At 72.6% G+C, this 2719-nt stretch carries 4 protein-coding genes; 2 read left to right on the forward strand and 2 right to left on the reverse strand.

What is annotated here, in order from left to right; all coding sequences use genetic code 11:
• On the reverse strand, positions 1-822 hold an 822-nt coding region (locus tag ACK5F2_RS01335), incomplete at its 3' end, for a 2-dehydropantoate 2-reductase (protein WP_409862227.1).
• Complete coding sequence (locus ACK5F2_RS01340) at positions 819-1370, reverse strand: DUF962 domain-containing protein (RefSeq protein ID WP_409862228.1); 552 nt, start codon at positions 1368-1370, stop codon at positions 819-821. The genes ACK5F2_RS01335 and ACK5F2_RS01340, both read right to left, overlap by 4 nt.
• Positions 1371-1500: 130 nt before the next feature.
• On the opposite strand from ACK5F2_RS01340, the gene ACK5F2_RS01345 reads away from it, so the two are divergent.
• Together ACK5F2_RS01345 and ACK5F2_RS01350 are read left to right on the forward strand one after the other, a co-directional pair.
• The gene (locus ACK5F2_RS01345) at positions 1501-2232 is read left to right on the forward strand and encodes a Crp/Fnr family transcriptional regulator (protein ID WP_409862230.1); all 732 of its coding nucleotides are present in this window, start codon (positions 1501-1503) and stop codon (positions 2230-2232) included.
• Positions 2229-2690 carry a hypothetical protein gene (locus ACK5F2_RS01350; RefSeq protein ID WP_409862231.1) on the forward strand — a complete coding sequence of 154 codons (462 nt, stop codon included), beginning with the start codon at positions 2229-2231 and terminating at the stop codon, positions 2688-2690. The genes ACK5F2_RS01345 and ACK5F2_RS01350 overlap by 4 nt, the downstream gene beginning before the upstream one ends.
• Positions 2691-2719: the final 29 nt, after the last annotated feature.

Consider the following 2719-nt stretch of genomic DNA (forward strand, 5'->3'; position numbering starts at 1 on the left):
GGTGACCCTGCCCCGCTTGCGGGCCGCCTCCAGGCTAAACGGGGGGGGGGGCAGGCGCCGCTGGGCGGCCAGATGGCGCGGTGGCACGGGCGTGGGGGCGGCCACCGCGATGCCGGCCTGCTGCAGCAGGGCCAGGGCCTCGGCTTGCAGGGCCGCAAAGCAGCGCCGGTAGCCGCGGTCCAGCAGCTGGGCGCGCAGGGGCCGGCCCGAGAGTGCATTCACCGGGTTGTTGAGATTGATCAGCAGCTTGCCCCACTGCAAGGCCCGCAGATCGGGCTGCAGGCGCAGCTTGATGCCAAAGCCCGCCAGGGCGGGGCTCAGGGCTTGCAGGGCCGCATGCTGTTCGGCGGCCAGGCCGCCCGCGGTGCCGCGGTGGTAATGCCCGGCGGCCTGCTCGGCCACATTGAAGGGCACCATGCCCGCCAGCCAGTGCAAGGCCGGCGCCGCCTCGCGGGCGCGCTCCACATTGTCCACACCGTTTTGCATGGAGACCACGGCGCTGCCCGGCGGCAGGCTGGCCGCCAACTGGCGCGCGGCCTCGGCAGTGGCGCCGCTCTTGACGCACAGCAGCGTCAGGGCGGGGCGCAGTCCGACCGGCGCTTGCTCGTGCAGATGCAGGGTCTGGGGCGGCAGGTGGATCTGGCGCCCCTCCAGATCGCTCAGCCGCAGGCCCTGCAGGCGCAGGGCCTCCCGCACCCGGGGCCGGGCCACGAAATGCAGCTCGTGACCAGCCTGGGCCAGCACGCCGCCCAGAAAGCAGCCCACCGAGCCCGCGCCCATGATGAGCACGGGGCCCATGGGCTTGTCGCCGTGTGTGCTCACGCGGCGGGACGCGTCAGATCGCGCAGATGGGTGGGGCCGGCCTGGCGCTCGATCTCGGCCAGCATGCCGCGCTGCAGGCCCAGGGCGAACAGCGCCTCGCCCACCACAAACATGGGGCCCACCAGCAGGCCCACCAGATCATCGACAAAGGCCGGCTTCTTGCCCTCGTAGTAGTGACCCACGAACTGGAAGATCCAGCCCACTACAAAACTGCCCAGGCCCCAAGCCAGCCAGTGGGCCGTGCTCAGGCCGTGGTCGGCCAGCGGTGCGGCCAGGGTGATGAGCAGGGCGTTGACTGCGGCCGTGGCCGCGCCCAGCAGCAGGGCGCCGCGGCTCAGGTACCAGAGGGTGGAGAGAGCCCAGAGCAGCCAGGCGGCGCTCAGGCTCAGATCGCCCAGGCTGAACTGTGCCCGGCCCATCAGCACGCCGATGGCAAACACGATCAAGGGGATGCCGATGAAGTGGGTGGCGATATTGCGGCGGTCGCGGTGGTAGCGGGCGTACTGCACCATCAGATCCAGGGCGGGGCGGAAGGGACTGGCGGCCATGGGCGTCTCCTTGTTGTGGGTGCTGTTGGACGTGGCGGCGCATGCTAGTGTGAGCCCGGACGCAGGACTGTCAAATTTCCGACAAACTGAGGCCTTGCTGCGAGTCGCCCGCCCCCGAGCTTTCCCCATCATGCACTTGCCCGCCCCATCCTCCGCCCTGAGTCCGGCCGAAGAGGCCTTGATGCGCGGCCACCCCTGGTTTGCTGCCTGCGCGCCCCTGCTGCAGGAACATCTGCTGCGGGCCGGACGTCGGGTCAGCCTGGGCGCGGGCCAGGCCCTGTTCGAGCGCGGTGACCGGCCCGAGGGTCTGTGCTGCGTGCTCTCGGGCGCGCTGCAGGTGGGCGCGGCCCAGGCCGATGGCCGCCCCAGCCTGCTGGCCTGGCTGGAGCCGGGCCAGTGGTTTGGCGAGATCTCCCTGCTGGACGGCCGGCCGCGCACCCATGACGCGGTGGCCGAAGGCGCGAGCCAGGTCTGGCTGGTACCGCATGCTGGCCTGCAGGCCTGGCTGGAGCAGCACCCGGCCTGCTGGCGCGACTTGGCGGTGCTGGCCTGTGCCAAGCTGCGCCTGAGCTTCGAGGTGCTGGAGGACATTGCCCGCCTGCCCCTGTCGCAGCGCCTGGCCAAGCGCCTGCTGCTGCTGGACCAGGGTTATGGCCAGCGCGCGCCGGGCGGCGTGCCGCGGCCCTTGCGCCTGCCGCAGGAGCAGCTGGCCCTGATGCTGGGCGTGAGCCGGCAGAGCGTGAGCAAGGCCTTGCAGGCCCTGGCCGCGCAGGGCTTGCTGGCCCTGGGCTATGGCGAGATCGAGCTGCTGGACCGGGCGGCGCTGCAGGCCCTGGGCGAAGCCGCAGGGGAGGGCGCATGATCGCCCGCCGCCACTGTCTGCTGGCCCTGGGCGCCGCCCTGACCGGCTGTGCCAGCGCGCCGGTGCCTCCGGTACAACTGGCCAGGGCCGCGGGCAGCGAACTCGATGGGAGCCCGCCCTGGCCGCCCGAGTTCGTGAGCCAGCCGCCCAGCGGCGCGGGCCGCCTGCTGCGCCTGCAGCCCGAGCGCTCGCGGCTGCGGGTCTATGTGTTCCGCGCCGGCAGCCTGGCCCGCCTGGGGCACAACCAGGTGATTGCCGTGTCGCGCTTCGAGGGCTGGCTGTGGTGGCCGGAGCGGATCGAGGGCCCCGGCGCCCTGGCGGCGGCACGCTCGGCGGGCGCGTCCAGCTCGACGTCCTCCCAGCGCAGGCGCAGGGCGCCACGCGCCACCGCCAGGGCGCCTGGGCCACAACCATGTGATCACTGTGCCGCGCTTCGAGGGCTGGCTGTGGTGGTCTGACCTGATCGAGGGCCCCGGCGCCCTGGCGG

It is taken from the genome of Roseateles sp., from assembly GCF_046300915.1.
Lineage (GTDB): Bacteria > Pseudomonadota > Gammaproteobacteria > Burkholderiales > Burkholderiaceae_C > Kinneretia.

Bases quoted from the DNA above. Each gene is read 5' to 3' on its own strand.
- ACK5F2_RS01340 (WP_409862228.1), bottom strand. From the start codon at position 1,370: ATGGCCGCCAGTCCCTTCCGCCCCGCCCTGGATCTGATGGTGCAGTAC.
- ACK5F2_RS01345 (WP_409862230.1), top strand. From the start codon at position 1,501: ATGCACTTGCCCGCCCCATCCTCCGCCCTGAGTCCGGCCGAAGAGGCC.
- ACK5F2_RS01350 (WP_409862231.1), top strand. From the start codon at position 2,229: ATGATCGCCCGCCGCCACTGTCTGCTGGCCCTGGGCGCCGCCCTGACC.